The organism is Nocardia testacea NBRC 100365, assembly GCF_000308775.1.
Taxonomy (GTDB): Bacteria; Actinomycetota; Actinomycetes; order Mycobacteriales; family Mycobacteriaceae; genus Nocardia; species Nocardia testacea.
This window is the reverse complement of sequence record NZ_BAGJ01000171.1, coordinates 68,452-87,078: the sequence shown is the minus strand read 5'-3', so window position 1 is coordinate 87,078 and position 18,627 is coordinate 68,452. Positions and strand designations below refer to the sequence as shown.

The 18,627-nt window shown below is 68.7% G+C and carries 20 protein-coding genes and 1 riboswitch; of the genes, 10 read left to right on the top strand and 10 right to left on the bottom strand.

Features of this window, described 5'->3' with window-relative positions; all coding sequences use genetic code 11:
* The 4 genes from ON38_RS23795 to ON38_RS23785 form a co-directional block, all read left to right on the top strand.
* The coding region (locus tag ON38_RS23795) for an Rv0361 family membrane protein (protein ID WP_039827175.1) at positions 1-414 on the top strand (414 nt) is incomplete at its 5' end.
* A 284-nt stretch (positions 415-698) separates the two neighbouring features.
* The gene (locus ON38_RS23790) at positions 699-995 is read left to right on the top strand and encodes an excalibur calcium-binding domain-containing protein (RefSeq protein WP_157181868.1); all 297 of its coding nucleotides are present in this window, start codon (positions 699-701) and stop codon (positions 993-995) included.
* 63 nt (positions 996-1,058) lie between these two features.
* A complete protein-coding gene (locus ON38_RS36235) occupies positions 1,059-1,214 on the top strand; it encodes a hypothetical protein (protein WP_157181867.1) in 156 nt (51 codons plus the stop codon).
* 283 nt (positions 1,215-1,497) lie between these two features.
* Positions 1,498-1,773 (top strand): hypothetical protein, encoded by a 276-nt coding sequence (locus ON38_RS23785; RefSeq protein ID WP_157181866.1) that lies wholly within the window; start codon positions 1,498-1,500, stop codon positions 1,771-1,773.
* Between the two features lie 66 nt (positions 1,774-1,839).
* Here ON38_RS23785 and ON38_RS23780 read toward each other — a convergent pair whose 3' ends face one another.
* The gene (locus tag ON38_RS23780; RefSeq protein WP_157181865.1) at positions 1,840-2,049 is read right to left on the bottom strand and encodes a hypothetical protein; all 210 of its coding nucleotides are present in this window, start codon (positions 2,047-2,049) and stop codon (positions 1,840-1,842) included.
* 61 nt (positions 2,050-2,110) lie between these two features.
* Between ON38_RS23780 and yczR the strand changes: the two genes are divergently transcribed.
* Complete coding sequence (yczR, locus tag ON38_RS23775; protein ID WP_039827147.1) at positions 2,111-3,613, top strand: MocR-like transcription factor YczR; 1,503 nt, start codon at positions 2,111-2,113, stop codon at positions 3,611-3,613.
* A gap of 13 nt (positions 3,614-3,626) precedes the next feature.
* On the opposite strand, the gene ON38_RS23770 is transcribed toward yczR, so the two are convergent.
* The 3 genes from ON38_RS23770 to fgd form a co-directional block, all read right to left on the bottom strand.
* On the bottom strand, positions 3,627-4,862 hold the full coding sequence (locus tag ON38_RS23770; protein WP_245564171.1) for an acetate/propionate family kinase: 1,236 nt from the start codon (positions 4,860-4,862) through the stop codon (positions 3,627-3,629).
* Positions 4,859-6,931, bottom strand: a complete 2,073-nt coding sequence (pta, locus tag ON38_RS23765) for a phosphate acetyltransferase (RefSeq protein WP_039827146.1) — start codon at positions 6,929-6,931, stop codon at positions 4,859-4,861. Before pta ends, ON38_RS23770 begins: the two co-directional genes overlap by 4 nt.
* Positions 6,932-7,333: 402 nt before the next feature.
* Positions 7,334-8,344 carry a glucose-6-phosphate dehydrogenase (coenzyme-F420) gene (fgd, locus tag ON38_RS23760; protein WP_039827145.1) on the bottom strand — a complete coding sequence of 337 codons (1,011 nt, stop codon included), beginning with the start codon at positions 8,342-8,344 and terminating at the stop codon, positions 7,334-7,336.
* Between the two features lie 294 nt (positions 8,345-8,638).
* Between fgd and ON38_RS23755 the strand changes: the two genes are divergently transcribed.
* The gene (locus ON38_RS23755; protein WP_051165106.1) at positions 8,639-9,415 is read left to right on the top strand and encodes an HAD-IIA family hydrolase; all 777 of its coding nucleotides are present in this window, start codon (positions 8,639-8,641) and stop codon (positions 9,413-9,415) included.
* Between the two features lie 263 nt (positions 9,416-9,678).
* On the opposite strand, the gene ON38_RS23750 is transcribed toward ON38_RS23755, so the two are convergent.
* The 3 genes from ON38_RS23750 to ON38_RS23740 form a co-directional block, all read right to left on the bottom strand.
* Positions 9,679-10,893 carry an O-succinylhomoserine sulfhydrylase gene (locus tag ON38_RS23750; RefSeq protein WP_039827143.1) on the bottom strand — a complete coding sequence of 405 codons (1,215 nt, stop codon included), beginning with the start codon at positions 10,891-10,893 and terminating at the stop codon, positions 9,679-9,681.
* Positions 10,890-11,306, bottom strand: a complete 417-nt coding sequence (locus tag ON38_RS23745; RefSeq protein ID WP_039827142.1) for a rhodanese-like domain-containing protein — start codon at positions 11,304-11,306, stop codon at positions 10,890-10,892. Before ON38_RS23745 ends, ON38_RS23750 begins: the two co-directional genes overlap by 4 nt.
* Before the next feature lie 17 nt (positions 11,307-11,323).
* Positions 11,324-11,436, bottom strand: a riboswitch (SAM riboswitch).
* A gap of 64 nt (positions 11,437-11,500) precedes the next feature.
* Positions 11,501-11,971, bottom strand: coding sequence for an Rv0361 family membrane protein (locus ON38_RS23740; protein WP_157181864.1), 471 nt, complete (start codon positions 11,969-11,971; stop codon positions 11,501-11,503).
* A gap of 228 nt (positions 11,972-12,199) precedes the next feature.
* Between ON38_RS23740 and ON38_RS23735 the strand changes: the two genes are divergently transcribed.
* On the top strand, positions 12,200-13,588 hold the full coding sequence (locus ON38_RS23735) for an FAD-dependent oxidoreductase (protein WP_039827140.1): 1,389 nt from the start codon (positions 12,200-12,202) through the stop codon (positions 13,586-13,588).
* Positions 13,589-13,659: 71 nt separating this feature from the next.
* Positions 13,660-14,526, top strand: a complete 867-nt coding sequence (locus ON38_RS23730; protein WP_039827139.1) for an amidohydrolase family protein — start codon at positions 13,660-13,662, stop codon at positions 14,524-14,526.
* A gap of 107 nt (positions 14,527-14,633) precedes the next feature.
* On the opposite strand, the gene ON38_RS23725 is transcribed toward ON38_RS23730, so the two are convergent.
* Both ON38_RS23725 and ON38_RS34300 read right to left on the bottom strand, forming a co-directional pair.
* Complete coding sequence (locus ON38_RS23725) at positions 14,634-15,116, bottom strand: DUF456 domain-containing protein (RefSeq protein WP_039827138.1); 483 nt, start codon at positions 15,114-15,116, stop codon at positions 14,634-14,636.
* Positions 15,117-15,243: 127 nt separating this feature from the next.
* On the bottom strand, positions 15,244-15,780 hold the full coding sequence (locus ON38_RS34300; RefSeq protein WP_051165103.1) for a TetR/AcrR family transcriptional regulator: 537 nt from the start codon (positions 15,778-15,780) through the stop codon (positions 15,244-15,246).
* 94 nt (positions 15,781-15,874) lie between these two features.
* Between ON38_RS34300 and ON38_RS23715 the strand changes: the two genes are divergently transcribed.
* Positions 15,875-16,825 carry a quinone oxidoreductase family protein gene (locus ON38_RS23715; protein WP_039827137.1) on the top strand — a complete coding sequence of 317 codons (951 nt, stop codon included), beginning with the start codon at positions 15,875-15,877 and terminating at the stop codon, positions 16,823-16,825.
* A gap of 358 nt (positions 16,826-17,183) precedes the next feature.
* Positions 17,184-17,528 (top strand): DUF4345 family protein, encoded by a 345-nt coding sequence (locus ON38_RS23710; RefSeq protein ID WP_245564170.1) that lies wholly within the window; start codon positions 17,184-17,186, stop codon positions 17,526-17,528.
* A gap of 80 nt (positions 17,529-17,608) precedes the next feature.
* Here the strand turns inward: ON38_RS23710 and ON38_RS23705 are convergent, their stop codons facing one another.
* Positions 17,609-18,487, bottom strand: a complete 879-nt coding sequence (locus ON38_RS23705) for a TIGR03854 family LLM class F420-dependent oxidoreductase (RefSeq protein ID WP_039827135.1) — start codon at positions 18,485-18,487, stop codon at positions 17,609-17,611.
* Positions 18,488-18,627 lie beyond the last annotated feature (140 nt).

Sequence of the window (18,627 nt, the reverse complement as noted above, 5' to 3'; positions counted from 1 at the left end):
ATCGCCGCGGGCGCGGCTGTGGTTGTCGTGATCGCGTTGATCGCCATCGTGGCCGGCCTCGGTTCCGGTGACGATTCCCCGCAGGCCCGGATCCGTACGGCCATCGGCGATTACACCGGTGCGCTGGAGAGCGGCGATCTGGCCGGCCTGCGCGAAACCACCTGTGGCGGTCTGCACGACTACTACCAGGGGTTGTCGGAGGAGCAGTTCGCCGCGGTGCACCAGCAGGCCGTCGACGGGGGCACCATCCCCGATGTGACCGGCGTCGACGCGGTGCAGATCACCGACCGGACCGCGCTGGCCCAGGTGACCGTGCAGACCGAGGCGGATGCGGAGCAGACCACCCGGACCTTCGATCTGCAGGAGACCGACGACGGCTGGAAGGTCTGCGATCCGCCGGCAGGCACCCCGTAACCTGTTGTGCCGCCCGGTGGCGGGTGCCCTGGGCGGGACCACCACCGGGCCGGCCGGTGACACCGGCACGGCCAGGACGCGAACGAGGGAGGAGTTCCCCGGCCGGGGACGCACCCTCCGGCTCGGGCCGGGAGGGTGCGCGTCCACCCGGCCACCCATCGGTGCGGCCGACCGGAGGGCCGCGCACGGGGGTCGCGCGCACGGAACCGGGCGAAACAAAGGTCTTTCGCAATCGGCGGGTCCGCGTGAGGATGGTGGTACCCCTCGCTGCAAGGACTTTCGCTATGAGAACTCGACGAACACTGGCCCGCCTCGTGATCGCCGGCTGTGCGCTGTCGGCGCTCGCCGCCGCGCCGGCCACCGCCGATACCCCGCAATCGTCGAATCGGAGCCAGGATTCCCATCCGCTGCCCGCCGACCGGGCCGGAGCCGAACCCGAAAAGGACGGACAGCCCTACTACATCAATTGCGCGCACGCCCGCCGGGAATCCGATACACCGCTGTTCGGGGGTCGGCCCGGTTACTCGCGGCAACTCGACGCCGACGGTGACGGCGTGGCGTGCGAGGTGGGGGAGGACTGATTCGCGCACGTCCGGTGACCTTCATGACCGCCGCCCGCGAGGCCCGGCCCGGCGATCATCGGTATGGACGACGCCCGTCTGCCGGACCAGCTCTCGGCAGCCCTGTTGTTGCAGCTCGCGATTGCCGAGGCCCGGGCGCGCGACGGCCGGCACAGCGCCGTCTACGGACCGCAACCGGAAATCTCCCGCGCCTGCCCGGCGCCGGCGGAGGGGCGGTAAGAATCGCGATCGAGCTGTCGCGGTGGGCCGCCACCGCTGCCGACCGAGCGGGACAGTATGCCGTGGCGGCGCCGGCGTGCCACTCCGCGGCTCGCTTCGGTGCGGACTCGTCGGCACCGCGGTTGGTCGCTCTCGCCGAGCGCGTCGACGGTGCGCTGGTGCGGGCGCAGGTCCGGCACGCGCCGGCCCTGGGCCGGGCAGCGCATCGCGCGGGGTACCCATCGGCCCGGGTATCGGTTACGCTGGCCGCTCGTCGAACACCCCGGGGGATGTGGAGGTGCGCGTGGTTACGAGATCCGCTGGTCGATTCGCCGCCGTGGCGGCACTGTGCACCGGAACGCTGCTGCTCGGGGCGTGCGCGGACAACCAGGGCAGTGCGGTCCCGGCCGCCGCGTCGTCGCAGCCGGAGAGCCCGCAGGAACGCAACCTCCGGGTACGCGACGAACTGGTCCGGCTGGGCTGCGATACCAATTCTTGTATCCAAACCTATTTCGCCTGCGAGGACGGCCTGCTCTCCGGGGAGGCGTGCGAGTTCTACCGCGCGCATCCGCTGGATTGACCACTGACCAGTCCAGTTGCGCAACCGGACTGGTCGATCCGCGGCGACCGCTCCATCGCTCCGGGGTCAGGCTGCGTCCCGTTCCCGGTAGGAGCGGGCGGCGTCCAGGTCCCGGTACATCCGCTCGAGGTCGTAGCGATTCGCCGCGTCCTCGGTGACCGGACCGAGTGGTCGGTACCGGTCCAGCAGTTCCGCGATCCTGGATTCGTGCACGACGTAGTCGTACGCGATGAAGCCGAAGGTTCCCACTCCCACGAGTGCCACAAAGAGTGTCATATCTTCAGCATCCAGCAACTGGACTTGCTGTGAAAGAGCCAATTCCTTAATACTGGACCTTATGGCGACACGAGTTATCGGCGCGACAGGTCTGGCACGCGATCTGGGGCACTGGCGTAGTGCCGACGCGGCGGCCGAAGGCAACGCGCGCAAATCGGCCCGGCCGGCCTATCTCGCCCTGGCCGAGGGGATCCGCCTGCTGATCCACGACGGGCGCGCCCCACTCGGGATCGCCCTGCCCAGCGAACGAGATCTGGCCGCCACGCTCGGCGTCAGCCGTACCACGGTCACCTCGACCTATGCCCTGCTGCGCGAGCACGGGTATCTCATCACCCGCCAGGGCTCGCGCAGCACCGTCGCGCTGCCGCCGGCCGTGGCGCACGACGGCACCCGGGCGGCCCGCGGCATCCTCGCCACCATGTCCACCGGCGCCGCCCCCGCCGTGGACCTCACCTACGCGGCGATGACCGCGCCGCCGGAGATGGAGGAGGCGTACTCCGTCGCGCTGCAGGGCATCCCGTCGTATCTGGGTACGCACGGTATGGACCCGGTGGGCATCCTCCCGTTGCGGGAAGCCCTGGCCCGCCGCTACACCGAACGCGGCCTGCCCACCGGCGCCGATCAGATCCTGGTGACCCTCGGCGCCCAGCACGGACTTCGGCTGCTGCTGAACGTGCTGGCCCCGACCGCGGGCCGGGTCCTCATCGACCACCCCACCTACCCCAACGCCATCGAGGCCATCCGGGATGTGGGCGCGCGTCCGGTCCCGGTTCCGCTGCGCCTCGAAGATCCGGCGGCCGCATGGGATCTCGACGGGCTGCGCAGTGCCGCCCGCCAGACCGCCGCTTCGCTGGCCTACCTGGTACCCGACCACAACAACCCCACCGGCTTCCTGATGGACGATACGGCCCGCGCCGAACTGGCCGCCATCGCCCGGGAAACCCGGATGACGCTGATCATCGACGAATCCATGGCCGATCTGTCCCTGGGTGAACAGGCGCCGGTGTCGCCGGTCGCCGCGTTCGCGAAGGGAGCGGAGGTCGTCACCATCGGGTCGGCCTCGAAATCGTTCTGGGGTGGTCTGCGCGTGGGCTGGATCCGGACCTCGGAATCGCTGATCACACGGTTGCTCGGTATCCGCGCGACCGTCGACCTGGGCACACCGGTGATGGATCAGCTGGCCGCGGTCCATCTGCTCGAGCACGCCGACCCGATCCTCGACCGCCGGCGCGCGCAGTTGCGCAGTCAGCGGGAGGCATTGCTGGCGGCGATGGCCGAGGAATTGCCCGGCTGGTACGTGCTGCCCGGAGTCGGTGGAATGTCGGTGTGGGCACAACTGCCCACGCCGGTGTCCACGGCGCTGGCCGCCACCGCGCCGAATCACGGAGTGCTGCTGGCGGCGGGCCCCCGATTCGGGGTCCAGGGCGCGTTCGAACGTTTTCTGCGGTTGCCCTACACCAGCCCCGAACCCGAATTGCGGCGCGCGGTTTCCGCCATCGCGACGGCCTACGCCACGCTGGGACCGCAGGCCGGCGATTCGCTGCAGCCGCTCACCTGTTACTGAAACCCGGGTGGGCTCAAGGGCTTCCGGTCAGCGCGGCGGCGGCGCGGGCGATGGCGAGTTCCTCGTTCGTCGGCACCACCAGGACGTCCACCTTCGCGTCCGGCGGGGAGATACGCCGCGCGGTCCGGTCCGGCGCCGTATTGCGCTCGTGATCCACCGCGATCCCGAACCCGGACAGTCCGGACAGCGCGTCGGCGCGTACGTCCGGATTGTTCTCGCCGACCCCGGCCGTGAACGTGATCGCGTCGACCCCACCGAGTTCGACCAGATAGGCACCGAGGTAGTGGCGGAGGCGGTGCACGTAGACGTCGTAGGCCAGCCGGGCCGCCTCGTCGCCTTCGCCGATGAGCCGCCGCAACTCCCGGAAATCGTTCACCCCGGCCATCCCGCGCAGACCCGAACCGCGGTTGAGCAGGCGGTCGACGCCGTTGACGTCCAACTGCGCGGTGCGCATGAGATGCAGGATGATCCCGGGATCCAGGTCTCCGGGCCGGGTCCCCATCACCAGGCCCTCCAGCGGGGTCAGCCCCATGCTGGTGTCCACCGGCCGCCCGTCCCGCAGTGCGGAGACGGAGGCGCCGTTGCCGAGATGGAACACGATCTGTTTCAGCGATTCGGCCGGGCGGCCCAGGAATTCGGCGACGCGACCCGAGACGTACTCGTGCGAGGTGCCGTGGAAACCGTACCGGCGGATACCGTGCGCCGCCGCGACCTGCGCGTCGATCGCGTAGGTCTTGGCGGCGTCGGGCAACCCGTGGAAGAACGCGGTATCGAACACCGCGACCTGCGGAACGTCGGGCAGCAGGGTGCGCACCGCCTCGATCCCGCGCACATTCGCCGGATTGTGCAGCGGCGCCAGCGCCGACAACTCGTCGATGGTGGCCAGCACCCGGTCGTCGACGAGTGTGGGCCGGTAGAACACTTCACCGCCGTGGACCACCCGGTGCCCGACCGCGGTCACGCCCGCGCCCGCCAGATCGTGCCCGGTTTCGGCGAACTTCTCGAACGCCAGGCGTAATCCGGCCGTGTGGTCGGCGATGTTCACCCGATCGGAAAGGGTCCGGCCGTCGGTGGTGTGTTCGATCGCCCCGCCGTCCTCGCCGATCCGCTCCACCAGACCCGCCGCCACCACCGTGCCCGAGCCGGGCGCGAGCAGCTGGTATTTGATCGAGGACGAACCGGAGTTGACCACCAGCACCAGGTCGCCGCCCACCGCCGTCTCCTTCTCCCCGGAACGCGGCGCGGTCACTGCTGCTGCGCCTGGATAGCGGTGATGGCCACCGTGTTCACGATATCGGTGACCAGGGCGCCACGGGAAAGGTCGTTCACCGGTTTGCGCAACCCCTGCAGCACCGGGCCGATCGCCACCGCACCCGCGCTGCGCTGCACCGCCTTATAGGTGTTGTTGCCGGTATTGAGGTCGGGGAAGACGAAAACCGTGGCCCGGCCCGCGACCTCGGAGCCCGGGAGTTTGGCGTCGGCGACGGTGGGTTCGATGGCGGCGTCGTATTGGATCGGCCCCTCCACGAGCAGTTCGGGCGCCCGCTCCCGGACCAGTTCGGTCGCCACCCGGACCTTGTCCACATCCGCGCCGCTACCGGATTCCCCGGTCGAGTAGGAGAGCATGGCCACCCGGGCGTCGATCCCGAACCGGGTCGCGGTCGCGGCCGAGGACACGGCGATATCGGCGAGTTGCTCGGAACTCGGATCGGGCACCACCGCGCAGTCACCGTAGGCCAGGACCCGGTCGGCCAGGCACATGAGGAACACGCTCGATACCGTCGAGACCCCCGGCACCGTTTTGATGATCTCGAACGAGGGCCGGATCGTATGCGCGGTGGTGTGCGCCGCCCCGGACACCATGCCGTCGGCGATCCCGCGATGCACCATCATGGTGCCGAAATAGGAGATGTCGGTCACCGTCTCCCGCGCCCGCTCCAGGGTCATCCCCTTGTGCTTGCGCAATTCGGCGTACTCGCGGGCGAAATCGTCGAGATGTTCGGAGGTCCGCGGGTCGAGCACCCGCGCGTCGGTGATATCCACGCCCAGTTCGGCGGCCCGGGCCCGGATCGTGGTCTCGTCGCCCAGGATGATCAGATCCGCGACCCTGCGTTGCAGCACACGGCCCGCCGCCCGCAGCACCCGGTCGTCGTCGCCCTCGGGCAGCACGATCGTCTTACGGTCGGCCCGGGCACGTTCGATGAGCTGGTATTCGAACATCTGCGGGGTCACCACGCTGGTCAGCGGAACCTCCAGCCGGCGCAGGAAATCCGCGGCGTCCACATGGGTTTCCATCAGCGCCAGCGCCGTATCCACCTTGCGCGGGTTGTGTGCCGACATGCGGCCGCGGGTGCGATGCGCCACCCCGGCGGTTTCGTAGGTGCCCAGATCCGTGGTCAGGATGGGTAATCGCGGTTTGAGCCCGGTGATCAGCCGGGCGATCGCCGGATGCGGGAGCAGCCCGCCGTTCATGACGATCCCGGCCAGTGAGGGGAAGCTCTCGGCCTCGTGGGCGTTGACCACACTGAGCAGCACATCGGAGCGGTCGCCGGGAGCGATCACCACCGCGCCGTCGAAGAGACGCTCCAGGATGTGTTCCGCGGTCATCCCGCCGACCATCACACCCAGTGCCTCCCGGTCCAGCAGTTCGGGGTCGCCGCTGTACATCTCGCCGTCCAGCGCCTCACACAACTCGGCCATGGTGGGCGCGATCAACAGCGGCACCTCCGGCAGGCTCCACGACGGCACTCCGAAGGGCGCCAGGGCGTCCCGCACCGCCTCGAGCTCGCCGGGCGCGCAGCGATTGGCGACGACGGCCACCAGCTGCGCGTGCTCGGACTTCAGTTCGGCGGTGCACAGTTCCACCAGCTGCTCGACCTCCTCGGCCGACCGCTGCGCGCCCCGCACCACCAGCAGTACCGGCGCCCCCAGATTCACCGCGATCCGGGCATTGAACCGCAGTTCGCTCGGACTCGCCACATCGGTGTAATCGCTGCCCACGATGACCACCGCGTCACAGACCGCGGCCACCTCGTGATACCGCATGACGATCTCGGAGATCGCGGCGTCCGGGTCGGCGTGCACCTGCTCGTAGCCGACCCCCACCGCCTGCTGGTACTCGATATCGGCGGTGCTGTGCTCGAGCAGCAGCTCGAGAATGTAATCCGGTTCGGTGGCCGACCGGGTGATCGGCCGGAACACCCCCACCCGCGCGGTGGTCGCGCACAGCATCTGCAGAACGCCGAGCGCCACCGTCGATTTACCGGTATCGCCCTCCGGCGACGCGATGTACACACTGGACGCAGCAACCTCGGCCATAGCCAGAGCCTAGCTGTGTTCATTGCGGTACTACCGACAGCGCATGCTCGGGATCAGGTCTCAGAGGGGCGGGCGGGTTCCACTCGATACCCTGTGGCAGGTCGTCGGCGGGCGGTCCGGGGGTGGTGGCGCCGAGTGGGCTTTCTCGTGAAGGTGCTGTGTTTTTGGCGCCGCCTGCGGCGGCGCGGGGTTGAGGCCCCCCTTGGTCTCGCCGTTTCGGCCTCGAGACTTGCGCCTTCGGCGCGGGCGCTTTCGAGGCCGAAACGGCGAGACGGGCCTCAACCCTTTCAGGTGTCTCGTAGAACTCGACGCATGGGGTTGCGTCGGCATCCGACATCCGGTGTTCGCATGTTCGCGACCGATCACCTGCGGTCGAACCGTGCTTCTCGCGGACTGAGTTCCCTATCCGAGCTTCCGCAACCGGGGCGCCAGGTCGCGCTGGAACAGGTCCAGGAAGCGCTTCTGGTCGTGGCCGGGTGCGTGGAAGACCAGGTGGTTGAGCCCGGCGTCCACATAGGGTTTCACCAGTTCGACGGCCTCGTCCGGATCGCTGGCGACGATCCAGCGTTTGGCGATCTGCTCGATCGGCAGCGCGTCGGCCGCTTCTTCCATTTCGATCGGGTCGTGGATGCTGTGCTTCTGCTCGGGGGTCAGTGACAGCGGCGCCCAGAAGCGGGTGTTCTCCAGCGCGAGTTCGGGGTCGGTGTCGTAGGAGATCTTGATCTCGATCATCCGGTCGATCGTGCCGATCTCACGGTCCACCTTCGCCGCGCCCTCGGCCACCGCCGGCATCAGTTTCTCGGTGTAGAGGTCCATACCTTTGCCGGAGGTGCAGATGAAGCCGTCGCCGGCGCGGCCGGCGTACCGGGCCACCACCGGGCCGCCGGCGGCGATGTAGACCGGGATCCCGCCTTCGGGGACGTCGTAGATGGAGGCGCCGACGGTCTTGTAGTAGGTGCCGTCGAAATCGGTGCGGGCGCCGGTCCACAGGGCGCGCATCAGATCCACCGATTCGCGCAGCCGCGCGAAGCGTTCCTTGAACTCCGGCCACTCCCCGGAGTAACCGGTGGCGATCTCGTTGAGTGCCTCACCGGTGCCCACACCCAGCATCACCCGGCCCGGGTACAGGCAGCCCAGGGTCGCGAAGGCCTGGGCGATCACGGCGGGGTTGTACCGGAAGGTGGGGGTGAGCACCGAGGTACCGAGCAGGATGCGTTCGGTGCGCTCGCCCGCCGCGGCCAGCCAGGCCAGCGAGAACGGCGCATGGCCGCCTTTGTGCCGCCACGGCTGGAAATGATCGCTGACCGTGGCGCTGTCGAGGCCGTGTTCCTCGACCAGTACCGCCAGCTCCACCAGTTCACGGGGACCGAATTGTTCCGCCGATGCTTTGTATCCGAGCTTCAGTTCACCCATTTGCGCCCACTCCTGTCGCTTGTGGTCGGACCGTTTCGGGCCCGGATTCGACCCTAATAGGCGCTGTCGGGCCGGGCCCACTCGCAACCCCCGGACAACCGGGACGGACGCCGGAAGCTCCCCGGCGGGCAAGGCGACCGGACGACCGGTACGCGAACGCGGGCGGCATCCAGCGGTCGCGCTCCCCACCCTGCGTTCACCCTCCGGGCGCGGCATACCCGTCCCTCCTGCCGCGAAAGAGGCAGAATCGACCGGGTGAGCACAGACGACCGGATTCTGTCCTACCTCACCGATATGGACGGGGTGCTGGTGCACGAGGACCATATGGTGCCCGGCGCCGACGAGTTCCTCGCCGAACTGCGGGCCGAGGAGATCCCGTTCCTGGTATTGACGAACAATTCGATCCGCACACCACGGGATCTGCAGGCCCGGTTGCGGCAGACCGGGCTGGAGATCCCGGAACATTCGATCTGGACCTCGGCGCTGGCCACCGCCAGTTTCCTCGACGAGCAACGGCCCGGCGGGACCGCCTACGTGGTGGGCGAGTCCGGACTCACCACCGCACTGCACGAGATCGGCTACGTGCTGACCGAGGTGGACCCCGACTATGTGGTGCTCGGCGAGACCCGCACGTATTCGTTCGAGGCGATCACCACGGCCATCCGGCTGGTCGAGCGCGGGGCGCGGTTCATCGCCACCAACCCCGACCCGACCGGCCCGTCCCGTGACGGCGTACTGCCCGCGACCGGTTCGGTGGCCGCCCTGATCACCCGGGCCACCGGCCGCGACCCCTACTACATCGGCAAACCGAACCCGCTGATGATGCGTTCGGCGCTGCGCCGTATCGGCGCCCACTCGCAGACCAGCGTCATGATCGGCGACCGGATGGACACCGATGTGATCTCCGGGATGGAAGCCGGTATGCGGACCATCCTGGTGACCTCCGGTATCTCGACGAAGGTATCGGTGGAGCAGTACCCGTACCGGCCGACCTCGGTGCTGGACTCGGTCGCCGACCTGGTCGGGCGGGTACGCACGCCGTTCACCGAGGTGGTGACTCCGCCGATCTGACAGTGTTCATCTGCGGCGCCTTCGGCGCCGCGGGGTCGAGGCCCCCTCGGTCCCGCCGTTCAGGCCTCGAGACTTGCGCCTTAAGCGCGGGCGCTTTCGAGGCCTGAACGGCGGGACGGGCCTCGACCCTTCCAGGGCCTCGTAAGACTCGGCACCGAGAGGGCGCGGCTGTTTGCCGGAGCCGTCCGGCACGAATGTGGTAGCGGTGCCGGAGGCGAGCGCCGGTCCGGGTGGGCATGTCGGCGTCCACCGCCTCGGAGTGATCAGCTCAATGCCTGGTCCAGGTCGCCGAGGAGGTCTTCGATGTCCTCCAGGCCGACCGAGACCCGCACGACTCCGTCGGAGAGTCCGATACTCGCGCGGCCCTCCGGGCCCATGGCCCGGTGGGTGGTGGTCGCCGGGTGGGTGATGAGGCTTTTCGCATCGCCCAGGTTGTTGGAGATATCGATGATCCGCAGCCCGTTCAGCACTTCGAACGCCCGTTTCTTGGCGAGGTCGGCGGCGGCCTTCAGTTCGAAGGTCACGACGGTGCCGCCGCCGCTCATCTGCTCGGCGGCCAGCGCGTACTGCGGGTGCGATTCCAGGAACGGGTACCGGACCCAGCTCACGGCCGGGTGTTCGTCGAGGTAGCGCGCGATCCGCAGCGCTGAATCGGTGGATTGCCGGACCCGCAGCGGCATGGTTTCCAGGCCCTTGAGCAGTGTCCAGGCATTGAACGGGCTCAGCGCGGGGCCGGTGTGCCGCATGAGCGTCTTGACCGGGCCCTCGATGTACTCGGAGGTGCCGAGGATCGCGCCGCCCAGCACCCGGCCCTGACCGTCGATGTGTTTGGTACCGGAGTAGACCACCACGTCGGCGCCGAGTTCGAAGCCGCGCTGCAGCAGCGGGGTGGCGAACACATTGTCCAGTACCACCTGCGCGCCCGCGGCGTGCGCGAGTTCGCACACCTTGCGCACGTCGACCAGCGTCTGCATCGGGTTGGCCGGAGTCTCGAAGAACACCGCGGCGGTCGGTTCGGCCAGCGCCGCCTCCCACTGGTCGAGATCCTCGCCGTCGACGAACACGGTTTCGACGCCCCAGCGGGGCAGGATCTCATTGCACACCACGAAACAGGAGCCGAACAGGCTACGCGCGGCCACCAGCCGGTCGCCCGCTTTCAGCAGCGCACCGAGGGCGACGAAAACGGCCGCCATACCGCTGGCGGTCGCGAAACAGGCTTCGGCGCCGTCGAGCAGGCGCATCCGTTCCTGGAAGGTGGTCACCGTCGGGTTGCCGTAGCGGGAGTACACGTAGTGCGGGTTCTCGCCGGTGAACGCCGCCTCGGCGGCTTCGGCGCTGGCGTAGACGAAGCCGGAGTTCAGGTACAGGGCCTCGGAGGTCTCGTCGAACCCCGAGCGGCTCAGCCCGCCGCGCACCCCCAGTGTCGCCGGACCGACCCCTTCGGGTAACGGCCGTTCGAACGAACCGCCGCCGATCACGACTGCCGCCAGGGCAGGCCGTGGGCACGCCAGCCGGAACCGCCGCGGTGCCCGAGTTCGTCCAGCGGGCCCTCGAAGCCTTCGCTGATGTTGTAGGCGGGTGCGATACCCGCGGCGGTCGCGGCATCGGCCGCGTGCGCCGAACGCTGACCGGAGCGACACAGGAAGAGCACGGGCGCGTCCGCGGGACGGTCGGACAAGGCGCTACGGAGCTGGTCCAGGAATTCGGTATTCCGGGCTCCGGTGCTGTCGACCCACTCCACCAGCAGCGTCGGCTTGGCGATGGCGCTGGTGTCGGGTACACCGACGAATTTCCATTCGGCTTCGGTCCGCACGTCCACCAGGACTGCGTCCGGATTCTCGGACAGCAGTTCCCATGCCTGCTCCGGGCCGATATCCCCTGCGTAACTCATACGTGGCACCTCCTGCGAATCCGCACTTGCCGCATCCGATCGATGCGCGCCAGGTCGTCACCCGGAGCACCCCACCGCGGAGGAGGGTTGCCGACCAGCGAGCCGGGGCTTGGCACTGGTACTCATGACCCAATCGAAAAGATTGCCCGGCACGGTCGGGCCGTGTCAAACCCCGGTTGACGTCCCCGGCGAGCTCATCCAGCGGGCTGGTTGCACACCAGCCAGTCGCCGTCGGAGAGGAACAGCCACCAGGTCGCGGTCCGCTCCGCGCCGTCGACCCGGCTGGTCACCTCGATGTTCGCGGTATCGCCGGAGATGTGCACCGGGCCGAATCTCGTGATCTCGATGTCCTTCCCGGTCTCGCCGGGCCGCAGCTGACCCGCCAGCGGGGAGCGGGCGGGAACGAAACCGGGGCACACCGCCTCGCGGGGCGGTTCGGGCCCGTAGCGGTTGCTCACATCGGCGAACTCCCGGACCGCTCCCGCGATCCGGTCGGAATCTGTGACATTTTTCTCAGCGGGCGCCACCAGGCCGGCGATGAGTACACCCGCCAGGACCAGGGCCGCGACCACCGCGGCCACGACGAACGGGGTGATCGAGCGCGGTCGCTCGTCGTCACCCGATTCGGTGGCCGGCTGCTCGTCGGCCGCTCCGGAATCGCTCATGCCGACGATCATCCCTGGTCCCCGGATCGCACCGTGCCCGCACCCCGATAGAATCGCGGGTACGGCGGGTACCGCGGCACAGCGCTACCCGCGGAGACGTGGGACGACGAACGGTGAACAGCCGACCACGGACGGCGCGATGTAGGTGCATACGAGCCGCGCGTCAAGTTAGCCTAAGCTAACAGCAACGCCAGTGATTCTTTCGACCGATAAGGGTGCGCGTAACAGATGACCGAGCAGAAGGAAGCGAACCGCCCGCTTCGGATCGCGATCGTCGGGGCCGGGCCGGCCGGTATCTATGCCGCTGACGCGTTGATGAAATCCGATGCGGACGTCTCGATCGATCTGTTCGAGCGGATGCCCGCGCCGTTCGGACTGATCCGCTACGGCGTGGCCCCGGACCACCCGCGGATCAAGGGCATTGTCACCGCCCTGCACAAGGTGCTGGACAAGGAGCAGGTGCGCCTGCTCGGCAATATCGATTACGGCACCGATATCACGCTGTCGGATCTGCGCCGCTTCTACGACGCGGTGATCTTCTCCACCGGCGCCAACGCCGACCGGGCGTTGCCCATCCCGGGTATCGACCTGGACGGCTCCTACGGTGCGGCCGATTTCGTGTCCTGGTACGACGGGCATCCGGACGTGCCGCGCACCTGGCCGTTGGAGGCGGAGAAGGTCGCGGTGCTCGGCGTCGGCAATGTCGCCCTCGATGTGGCGCGGGTGCTGGCCAAGACCGGTGACGAACTGCTGCCGACCGAGATCCCGCCGAACGTGTACACGGGCCTGAAGAACAACAAGGCCGTCGAGGTGCACGTGTTCGGGCGTCGCGGCCCGGCGCAGGCCAAGTTCACCCCGCTGGAGCTGCGCGAACTCGACCACTCCCCGACGATCGAGGTGATCGTCGATCCGGAGGACATCGACTACGACGAGGGCTCGGAAGCCGCGCGGCGGCATTCCAAGCAGGTCGATATGGTGGCCAACACCCTCGAGCAGTGGGCCATCCGCGACCAGGGTGACCGCCCGCACAAGCTGTTCCTGCACTTCTTCGAATCCCCTGCCGAGATCCTCGGGGAGGACGGCAAGGTCGTGGGGCTACGCACCGAACGTACCCAGCTCGACGGCACCGGCAATGTGAAGGGCACCGGCACCTTCAAGGAATGGGATGTGCAGGCCGTCTACCGGGCTGTGGGTTATCTGTCCCAGAACATCTCGGAGCTGCCCTTCGACGATCAGGCCGGGGTCATCCCGAACGAGGCCGGCCGAGTCCTGATCGACGAGGACGCCGACGGCGCCGCCCGCTATATGCCCGGCACCTATGTGACCGGCTGGATCAAGCGCGGTCCGGTCGGGCTCATCGGCCACACCAAGGGCGACGCCAACGAGACGGTCGCCTGCCTCGTGGACGACAGCACGAACTTCGTCCCGGCCGAGCAGCCGGAACCCGAGGCCGTGCTGGAGTTCCTGGAGGGCCGGGGTATCCCGTTCACCACCTGGGCCGGTTGGTACCGGCTCGACGCGCACGAGCGGTCCCTCGGCGAGCCCGAGGGCCGCGAGCGGGTGAAGGTCGTCGAGCGCGAGGACATGTTGCGCGCGAGCGAACCCCACAAGGTCTGATCCACCGCTCGCTGTTCCCGGTCGGTGGTCGAGAGCAGCGAGCGCCCCCCTCTATCAGGCATGCTGTAGCAGTGTTCGACGCCCATGTGCACATCATCGATCCGCGTTTTCCGCTGATCGAGAACGAAGGCTACCTGCCGGAGCCCTTCACCGTCGCCGACTATCGGCGGCGGATGGCCCGGTTCCGGCCTTCCGGCGGTGCGGTGGTGAGCGCGTCGTACCAGGGCAACGACCAGAGCTATCTGCGCGCCGCCCTGGCCGAACTGGGGCCCGGCTGGGTCGGGGTGACCCGGCTGGATCTCGACGCCTCCGACGACGAGATCCTCGATCTGCACGCGGCCGGAGTGCGTGCGGTCCGGTTCAATCTCAAACGCGCGGCCGCCGATATCGTCAGCATGACCCGGCAGGCCCTGCGTGCCTACGACCTGGCGGGCTGGCATGTGGAGATCTACGTCGACGGCCAGATGCTGGCCTCGCTGCAACCGGTGATCCTCAAGCTGCCGAAGGTGTCCATCGACCATCTCGGTATGTCCGAGGAAGGCCTGTCCTATCTGCTGGATCTGGTCGACCGCGGTGCGCGGGTGAAGGCGACCGGTTTCGGGCGGGTCGATATGGATGTCGCGACGGCGCTGCGCCGGATCCACGCGGTCGATCCGCAGGCGCTGATGTTCGGTAGCGATCTACCCGGCACGCGCGCGGGACGGCCGTTCCGGGAATCGGATGTGGAACTGATCTGCGATGTGGTCGGCACCGATATGAACGCGGTGCTGGAGGACAACGCCCGCGCGTTCTACGGATTGCCCGCGATCGATCGCACCACCGAGGATCCGACTCCCACCCTGCCTCTTTTCGTGCCGCCGCGCGATGACCGGGCCTCGGCTCACGATGGGACCACCCGTCCGCTGCCGATCATTCAGCGGCGGCCCGGCCCGGACTGAACAGTTCTGTGCGGTCGAAGCCGCGGCACCGAACACCAGGGTAAGGCGCTTGTGGCCGGAGGCTGCGGGCGTTGAGCCGGCCCTGTGGTTACGGGAAATACGGTGGTTCAGGCGGCGATCGCGCCGATCACCCACACGCCACTGGCCAGGAGCGCACCGAACAGCTCCACCAGGATCGACAGCCCCACGCCCTTGATCGCGTGTTTGCTCGACACCCAGGCCTGCCGGTTGTCGGGAAGACGCTGTAGCTCCGAGAGATAGACGCCGACGACGAACCCCACGAACAGCCCGACCACCGGTATCACGAAGAACCCGGCTATGCCGGCGAGGCCGCCCAACAGCAGCGTCCGGTTCGGCACTCCCGCATCCTTCAGTTTGCGGCCCGGCCAGGTGTACTTCACGACTCCGGATATGACGAGCAGAACAGTACTGACGGCCAGTACCGCCCATGCGGTCGTCCCTCCGGTGACGAAGGCCCAGACGGCGATCGCCCCGAAGATCAGGATCACCCCCGGCAGGATCGGCACCACGATGCCGATGAGGCCGACCAGGATCGCCAGGCCGACAACGAGTTCTCCCCAAACGCTCACAGCACCAAAGTAGCCCGAATCGGACGTTGTCGCCGGTCCGGTGAACGAGTGCGGGCGAAGTTCGTTCCGCACCAAGGGGTCACTGCCGACGGGTACGAATTCGCGCGTGCCGCCTGCTGAACGCTGATCAGGCCGGATTGCCCGCGGCCAGGATGCGCGCGGTCAGGTCCAGGACGTCGGCGCGGTGGCGGCGGGCGCCGATCATATCGGTGATCTCCGGACGCATGCTCGCGAAGATCGCCAGGGCCAGGAATTCGGTGTCGGTATCGGGGAGGACCTGCGAGATCAGATCGGCCAACAGGGTGCGCCAGGGCGCCCAGGAATCGGATTGGCAGACGTCGGGCAGGGCGCGCATCAGTGGGGCGAGCTCGATCGCGGTGAGGTCGAACACCACCGCGACGATCGCCGCGATCCGATCCGGTACGGGGACTGCCGTATCCGCCGCGAGTTCGCGCACGGTGGACCAGCCCCGGCCGGTGCGCTCCTCGATCAGCGCCCGGATCAGTCCGTCGCGGTCGGCGAACCTGCGGAACAGCGTGCCCTTGCCGACCCCGGTGGCGGCCGCGATGTCATCCATGGAGACGTTGTCGCGGCGCTCATCGCAGATCAGCCGTCCGGCGACGGCCAGGATCGCGGCGCGATTGCGTTCGGCGTCGGCGCGCACCGGGCACCTCCTGTTGACAGAAGCGGACTACTGGTCCGTATGATACAAGACAGATAAACGGACCGTCAGTCCGGATGGTGAAAGGTGGAGTGCTGTGCGTGCAGTTCGATATCACGAGTACGGAGCGCCGGAGGTACTGCGCATCGAGGAGGTCGAGGATCCGGTGCCGGGTGCGGGCGAACTGCTGGTCCGGGCCGCGGCCACCGGCGTCAACTACTTCGAAGTGCAGGTGCGCGCCGGAGTTCTACCCGACCCCCTCGGCTCGTCGTTGCCGCATATCCCGGGGATCGAAGTGGCCGGCACCGTGGTCGACGTCGGCCCCGGCGTCGCCGCGCATCGGATCGGTGAACGGGTGATCGGAAAGGTCGCTGCCGGGAGTTACGCCGAATTGGTGGTCGTCCCCGCGGCCGATGCCGCTCCGCTCGACGAACGGCTCGGCGAGCACCGTGCGCTCGCCCTGCTCGGCCAGGGCGCCACGGCCGTGGGGGTGTTCGAAACCGCCGAGATCGGTCCCGGCGACACGGTCCTGGTGGAAGCGGCAGGCGGAGGTATCGGAACCCTGCTGGTGCAGCTCGCCAAACGGGCCGGTGCCCGGGTCGTGGCCGGTGCGAGCGCGGAGTCGAAACGGCGTCTGGCCGCCGACCTGGGAGCCGACACAACTGTGGACTACTCACAACCCGGCTGGGCCGAGGAAGTCGGACCGGTCTCGGTGGTGCTGGAAACCGTCGGCGGGCAGACCGCTCGCGAGGCCTACGGCCTGCTCACCGCGCCGGGCGCCCGGATGGTCGTCTTCGGTTCGGCAAGCGGCGATCCGGTGGAAATCGGTTCGGAGCAGCTGCTCCCGGTCGGCGCGGCACTGATTCCGTTCAGTCTCGGCTACCGCCCGCAGCGTTGGCCGGAACTGGTCCGCCGGGCCGAGGAGCTGGTGGTGCGCGGCGAACTCGATCCGGTGATCGGCGCGGTCCTGCCCTTGGCGGAAGCCGCGGCGGCCCACCGCGCCTTCGAGGCCCGTACCGCGCTCGGCAAAACCATTCTCACGCCCTGAACAGCCGGCCGTCCATCAGCCGGAGTTGTCCACCCAATGGAGACTGGCGTTCATCCGATGCAGGGCCTCCAGCGTGAGCCCGGTCGAATCGCCCTTCGCGGTTACCGGATTGCGCATTTCCAGTGTTCCGTCGGTGCCGAGCGTGACCGGCGCCCAGATGTACTTCGGGAGGCCCGGCGCTACCCCGGTCGCCGAGTCCGCGGCTGCGCGAGACGTGGGCCGAACGGTGACCGTCCGGCCACGGCCGCAGTGGTGGGCGGGAGCACGTTTCCGGAAGCCGGGCCGGCGGTCGGGGCGAATGATAGGGCCGACCAGCAGACGACTCGTGGAGGTAGTGATGCGGCCGGTGGTATTGCTCGTGGCAGCAATTCTTTTCGCGGCAATGGGTCTGTACGCGCTCGCCGTGCCGGCGAAACCGACCGCGCCTTTCGGTATTCCTGTGACCACGGCCTCCGGGCGCTCCGAAATTCGCGCGGTATACGGCGGATTCGGGCTCGCGGTCGCGGGTGCGCTCGGCTGGGCGGCGCTGGACTCCGGAGAACTCGGCCGGGGCGTGGTGCTGGCGGTGGCCGTCGCGCTCGCCGGGATGGCGGGCGGCCGGGTCGTCTCCCGGGTGCTGGACGGCTCTGTCGCGTTCTACCCCATCTGGTTCTACTTCTGGGTGGAGGTGATCGCGGCCACCGCGCTGGTCGCGGTCGCTTGACGGCGGCGGCGTACGGGCCGGGCTGCGGCCGGCGATCGGGGCGCGGCCGGACGATCCGGCTCGCACCCGGGCCGCCGATCTCAGTTCTGGCGCGGCAGGAGTTCGGTGACGAAACGATCCAGGAAGCCGTCCAGCGGTTTGCCGTCCGCCGGCACCACCACGAATTTGCTCAGCCCGGCATCGAGGTAGCCGTCGATCAGCCGGTGCAGGTCCGGCCAGCTTCCCGCCACCAGATCGGCCGGGTCGGTTCCGGGACGTTGGTGGGTGATTCCGGCCGCCAGGTCGGCCGGGATACCGTCGCGCGCCAGCAGCAGCGTGATCCCGAAATGATCGGCTTCGATCTCCCGCCCGGCCGCCGCGGCCGCGGTGTTGATCGCCGCCACCCCGGCAGCCGCCTCGGCGGGGGTGAGGAAACTGCCCAGCCAGCCGTCGCCGTAGCGCCCGATACGCCGGAACGCGGCGGGTGCGCGCCCGCCGAGCCAGATGTCCAGAGGCCGGGCGGGACGGTTGCCCACCCGCGCCGCGCGCACGGTGAAGTAGTCGCCGTCGAAGTCGACATCGTCTTCCCGGAGTACGGCGCGCAACAGCCGCAGGGATTCGTCGAACACGTCGCCGCGCCGCCCGGCCACCGGGAACAGATCCCGTTCCCGCGGAGTGGCCGGTTGTAGTCCGAACACCGGCAGCACCCGCTTGGGTGCGAGTGCGGCCAGGGAGGACAGCTGTTCGGCAACCAGGACGGGGTGGCGTCCGGGAAGGATGGCCACCGACGTCCCGACCTTCAGATTGCTGGTGCGCGACAGCGCGAACGCCATACCGACGGTGGGGTCCACGGCCGGTGCGTAGATCAATTCGGAGAACCACAGCGAATCGATCGCCTCGGCCTCCAGCCGGTCCACGAGCTCCGCGAGATCCTCCGGCCGGCTGCCGGAGCCCGTACCGATGCCGAATCGAATCTTCATCACGCCACTCCCGGTCTGGACGAATTGCCCGTACCACGACCCTACGGTGTCCGGCCGGGCGCGGCCCGGTTCCCCGGTGTGTGCGAGATCGGCCGCCGGCCGCGGTGTCGGTCATGGGCGTGGTCCATCCTCGAATACGC

What these genes read in the sequence shown, in the direction of transcription:
- ON38_RS23790 (WP_157181868.1), top strand. Translation starts at nt 699, where the DNA reads ATGAGAACTCGACGAACACTGGCCCGCCTCGTGATCGCCGGCTGTGCG.
- ON38_RS36235 (WP_157181867.1), top strand. Translation starts at nt 1,059, where the DNA reads ATGGACGACGCCCGTCTGCCGGACCAGCTCTCGGCAGCCCTGTTGTTG.
- ON38_RS23780 (WP_157181865.1), bottom strand. Translation starts at nt 2,049, where the DNA reads ATGACACTCTTTGTGGCACTCGTGGGAGTGGGAACCTTCGGCTTCATC.
- yczR (WP_039827147.1), top strand. Translation starts at nt 2,111, where the DNA reads ATGGCGACACGAGTTATCGGCGCGACAGGTCTGGCACGCGATCTGGGG.
- pta (WP_039827146.1), bottom strand. Translation starts at nt 6,931, where the DNA reads ATGGCCGAGGTTGCTGCGTCCAGTGTGTACATCGCGTCGCCGGAGGGC.
- fgd (WP_039827145.1), bottom strand. Translation starts at nt 8,344, where the DNA reads ATGGGTGAACTGAAGCTCGGATACAAAGCATCGGCGGAACAATTCGGT.
- ON38_RS23755 (WP_051165106.1), top strand. Translation starts at nt 8,639, where the DNA reads ATGGACGGGGTGCTGGTGCACGAGGACCATATGGTGCCCGGCGCCGAC.
- ON38_RS23745 (WP_039827142.1), bottom strand. Translation starts at nt 11,306, where the DNA reads ATGAGTTACGCAGGGGATATCGGCCCGGAGCAGGCATGGGAACTGCTG.
- ON38_RS23740 (WP_157181864.1), bottom strand. Translation starts at nt 11,971, where the DNA reads ATGAGCGATTCCGGAGCGGCCGACGAGCAGCCGGCCACCGAATCGGGT.
- ON38_RS23735 (WP_039827140.1), top strand. Translation starts at nt 12,200, where the DNA reads ATGACCGAGCAGAAGGAAGCGAACCGCCCGCTTCGGATCGCGATCGTC.
- ON38_RS23705 (WP_039827135.1), bottom strand. Translation starts at nt 18,487, where the DNA reads ATGAAGATTCGATTCGGCATCGGTACGGGCTCCGGCAGCCGGCCGGAG.